The following is a 4,340-nucleotide window of genomic DNA, read 5'->3' as shown; positions in this document are numbered from 1 at the left end:
TTAACTTACAAACTGCACTTGCGAAAGCAAGTTAAGTGCAGTTTGTTTAATCATTGGCAGTTGTGTTTTACTTGGCTTCCCTGTTATGGGCGGCGGCATAATAAACCGCGCCGCTGTCGGTAACGGCGATGCGCTTTATGTCCCCATTCGTCGTTAGAATTTTTTCCGAAACCCAAACGACTGGTTCGGGTTCTGGCTCTGGCTCGGTCGGACTACAACCGAGCAACAAAAATACGGCCAGCATCAGCGCTGGTGTCAACATTTTTTTCATTTTATCCTCCCTTTTTTGTTTTTTTAAAGAACTTTTTTATATCTAATTTTTATCTGTATTTTTAAGTTTTTATTTCCAAATTTTACCTTTTGTTTTTCACCTTCTAATTTTATCTTGGATAAATATAGCCCACGATTTTCCAACCGCCCTGCCACTTGCCAGTGGCGTTGTCTAACGAGCACAAAGAATAATCATTCGCCGTATCAGTTATTTATCCCGAAGCTTCGGGATCCATCTATTGAAATCAATCCTTTTCCAAATAACGTGTGTTTCCGAGATAAAGTATCGGTGTAATGCTTATCTGCGGTTTATCCCTATTTAAAATAACGGCTTTATTGTAAGATATATTTTGGAATTAGTCAACACAAATATTTCACCGTGAGGAGGAACACGGATATGGAGAGATAATATAGACGCAGAAGAAAGCCGATTAATTATGAACAGAATTATTCAAATAAATTTCATTAAGAATTGTATCGAACCAGAGTCTGAATTAAAAAGTCTTTTCATAATGAATCATAGCAAATCAGCATCTAAAATACTGACCGTATGCTTCCGGAATCACTGTCAGGTTTGATTGCTTGTATCCCGTCCTCATTTCATTCACTCCAACCTCTCATCATTCATCCAGCATTAATTTTTTGGGGGAATTTTTAAGCTTTTTTAACTGGTTTCGTTCAACATCACTGATGCTTTTGCCCGGTGTGGGCAAATCTTCCGGCATTGTACCACCAACCCGTTCTATCGTTCCGCGCACTTCTTTTCCAACGATAAAGTGGATTTCATTAGCGGCATCTGCGGTTGCGGTTTTATCTTTTTTTAGTTTTTCTTCAGTTTGAGATATTCTAAACAAATTTGCAATCAATTCTGTGCTGCTCATAAAGTCAAGAATCCGGTCTTTTTCCTTTAACCCTTTCTTTTTATGAATATCCTCGACTTTCATTCCACCATACAGGCCCATATAACCCGCATTCTGAAAAGCGGCATATTCTTCGTCACTCATAACGCCTGCATTGTGGGCGGCTTCGGCAAGCATCTGGTTCCATTGCTTAATATCGCCCCTTATTACCAAACGCTTGTTGTCTTCATCCAGTTGATTAAAGTAGTCTGCTACTTCCTGCCGTCTGGTTTGAATGGCAAAATAAGTTTGCCCTAAGGCAATGACCTCTTTCCGTGGATCTCCATTTTGCACAATCAAATAACAGGCATAGCGGGTGAGTTTAAAATCAATAACAGGTTTTGAGGTAGCTCCCGCTTCTACGATTTTGCTGACCTCAGCAAAATGGTCAACAATCGTGTATCCACTATTCTTACAAGAAAGCTTTGCCCGATCTAATACTTTAGCGAAATTTCGCCATTGTACATATTCAAGTGCCATTGCAAGCTCACGTGCATACCAAAATTCATGACCATCCTCCGAAAGATGCTTTATTGCTTCAAATGATTTATACTCTTTCGCTATCAAATTACTCATATATCAAATCCCATTTTCTTCAAATGCGCATCTACTTTAGCCGTGAGCATTGCGGTTTCGGTGACGAGTTTTGGTAAGGGCGTAGCATAACGCTCGGCAAGTTCTTTGATACGCTGAGTCAGTCGCTGGCTGATGCGATCCATTTCGCCCTTGACCGCTTGCTCGAGAGTTGCCATCCATTTGTCATCCACCACCAAAACCTTGATCTCTGATTCGGTAAGTGTCTTGTATTTGGCAATCACCTGTGTCTCAAGCGCCTTCTCGGCGTCTTTGATTTTTCTCTTCACTTCGGAATTAAAGTCTCCCTCGATGGCTTTCTTTTCATATAAGCCTCAATGTCGCGGACTTTCACAAACCAGAGTTTGCCATGCTTAATTGCCAATAATTTTTTCCGGTTAATCAACTGCCGTAGATAATCCTGCGAATAATTAAAGAACTTCCCGGCATCCCGCAGAGAAATCATTGCATCCGAATCAGCTGTTTTCATCCCTTTTTCAATCATTTCAAAGGAATGCCCGACACATTTGGAAAGGAGCATTTTCAGCGGTTCCAAATCACTCTGTGCGATTGTAGCGTCAATCAAATCCGTATTCAACTTTTTACCCGACTCAACTGCCCGCATCAGTTTCTCAATCCGATCATCACCAACTTCCAGAGCGTGATAGTATTTATCCCTGTCTTCCTTGGTTGTACCTTTGATGGTAATATTGACTAAGCCGTTTCCAATCAGTAAATACGATAGTAGAATCCGCCCAACGCGACCATTGCCATCTCTGAAAGGATGAATCGTTTCAAACAGAACGTGACAAGCGGAGACGAATTTCAACATATCTATCTGCGGATTTCGAACTTGTTCGTTGAGCCATTGAACAAAAACTGGTAGAACCTCCGGAATATAAGTATGGTTCAACGGCGTAAATAACGAATGCGTCACCGCTACATCTTCCCGTCGGAAATCTCCCAAAATACCAGTAAAAGTCTCTAATTGATATTCATAACGCATAAGCAGGGTGTGGATTTGTTTCAAATCTGATAGCCGGACTGAAAATTCACCGGTTTTATATAGGTTGTTAGCGTACTCATAAAGCGTATTAGCGGCTTCAAAATAACCGAGAATGGCGGCTGATTTCTGGTCAGAAGTCCTGCGTCCGTGTTCCAACACTGCCAGTAGTTCGTTGCGGTTTGTAAAAATACCTTCGATTGCGATGGAATTGCGAATCTCATCCCGGAACAGCGTGTACCATTCGCTATTATTTACTGTGATGAATGGTTGGTTCTGTGATCGGTACTGGTCGAGTTGTTGTTTGATTTTTAAAAGGTCTTTCATGTCAATTTCCGTACTTTTCCGTACTATTCATACGCCGCAATCTATTGATATTCAGAAATATTGTCAATAAATATATTTGCGTAGATACGGAAAAATATTTGTCATATTACTATCTCATTACAAATCCATTTTTCTATTTATCCATCATTTAGAAAATCCGACACTATTCGGACACCGATTGACTAATAACACCAAGCACCAGAACCCAAATTTCAAACAAATCCAAAATCCCAAATTCAAATGACCGAAACTCGGTAAATTTTTGATCTTCTAAAATAAACATTGAAGATATACGATAAGTGAACCGAAAAATCGACTAACACAATAAAAAAGATTGGATCATTTCTATCTGTGTCAATCTGCGCTTATCTGCGGATAACGCTCTCATTCCGGGCACGGCTCCGCCCCGTCAGTCACATGTCACGACGGAGCAGTCAAGAAATATTGAACAATGCCTGTGAAATAACAGACAACGAAAATTTCAGCCTGTTACTTCTAAAAGTAACCTAATGCGTTTTCCCGAAGGAGAAACGGCTCATGCTGTCGATATAAAAGAGCGCCTTGAATATTCATTCGCCGTGTGAGTCATTTGTCCCGAAGCTTCGGGATCCATTCTTAAAAACGTTAAGTCCAACTTGGTCCTTTTCCAAATAACGCGTGTTTCCGAGATAAATAATCAGTGTGATGCTTATCCGCGGTTAATCCCTATTTAAAATAACGGCTTCATTGTAAGATTTAATTTGGAATTAGGCAATGTTTTTTTATGGTTGATTAGGTTGAATGGATTAATTATGTTGATTTTGTTAATTGAGTTGATTGGGTTGGTCCGCCTCTTGTTGGATTCAGGACACAGAGAAATAAAATATGCTTAGCAAACGTTCAAGATTTTTCATAAATTTCCAATGCTTTTTGAAGGGGGCGAATGGATTCGACGGGATTGAAGATCCAATAGAATGCGCGCCGTGGTTCTCAGGAAGGCCACGATAAAAAACCTGAATAAAGTCAAATGCCAATAACTTTGGCACCGTCGCTTACGCTTAGTTAAGTGACCGTTCTTCTCCGATCTCGCCTGTGGGTTGGTCCAGAGCGTCGATAATACGGGCTGGTCTCACGGAATCGGTTTGTGTTTCGGGAGATGAGACTCAGCAGACTCGTTCTTCCTCAGTTGGCTGATTGGCGCGGGAAGAACTAAAACCAGCAATCAGCTACGCGCGTAGTGCTCTGTTCGGTCGCTTTTTCGGACGAGGGTTCAATTCCCTCCGCCTCCA

4 protein-coding genes and 1 other RNA gene are annotated in these 4,340 nt (G+C 41.0%); 1 reads left to right on the top strand and 4 read right to left on the bottom strand.

Going from position 1 to position 4,340, the window contains the following annotated elements:
* Positions 1–67: 67 nt before the first annotated feature.
* The 4 genes from COT43_05970 to COT43_05955 all read right to left on the bottom strand — a co-directional run bounded on the left by COT43_05970 (position 68) and on the right by COT43_05955 (position 3,072).
* The gene (locus COT43_05970; protein PIS28647.1) at positions 68–271 is read right to left on the bottom strand and encodes a hypothetical protein; all 204 of its coding nucleotides are present in this window, start codon (positions 269–271) and stop codon (positions 68–70) included.
* A 619-nt stretch (positions 272–890) separates the two neighbouring features.
* On the bottom strand, positions 891–1,745 hold the full coding sequence (locus COT43_05965) for a DNA damage-inducible protein D (protein PIS28646.1): 855 nt from the start codon (positions 1,743–1,745) through the stop codon (positions 891–893).
* On the bottom strand, positions 1,742–2,032 hold the full coding sequence (locus COT43_05960; protein PIS28645.1) for a hypothetical protein: 291 nt from the start codon (positions 2,030–2,032) through the stop codon (positions 1,742–1,744). The genes COT43_05965 and COT43_05960 overlap by 4 nt, the downstream gene beginning before the upstream one ends.
* Entirely contained in the window at positions 2,029–3,072 is a 1,044-nt protein-coding gene (locus COT43_05955) for a hypothetical protein (protein PIS28644.1), read from the bottom strand. Before COT43_05955 ends, COT43_05960 begins: the two co-directional genes overlap by 4 nt.
* Positions 3,073–3,986: 914 nt before the next feature.
* On the opposite strand from COT43_05955, the gene ssrA reads away from it, so the two are divergent.
* Positions 3,987–4,340: a transfer-messenger RNA gene (ssrA, locus tag COT43_05950) on the top strand.

This window comes from Candidatus Marinimicrobia bacterium CG08_land_8_20_14_0_20_45_22, from assembly GCA_002774355.1.
Lineage (GTDB): Bacteria > Fidelibacterota > UBA2242 > UBA2242 > UBA2242 > 0-14-0-20-45-22.
The sequence above is the reverse complement of the archived record's forward strand: the minus strand, read 5'-3'. Positions and strand labels throughout refer to the sequence as shown.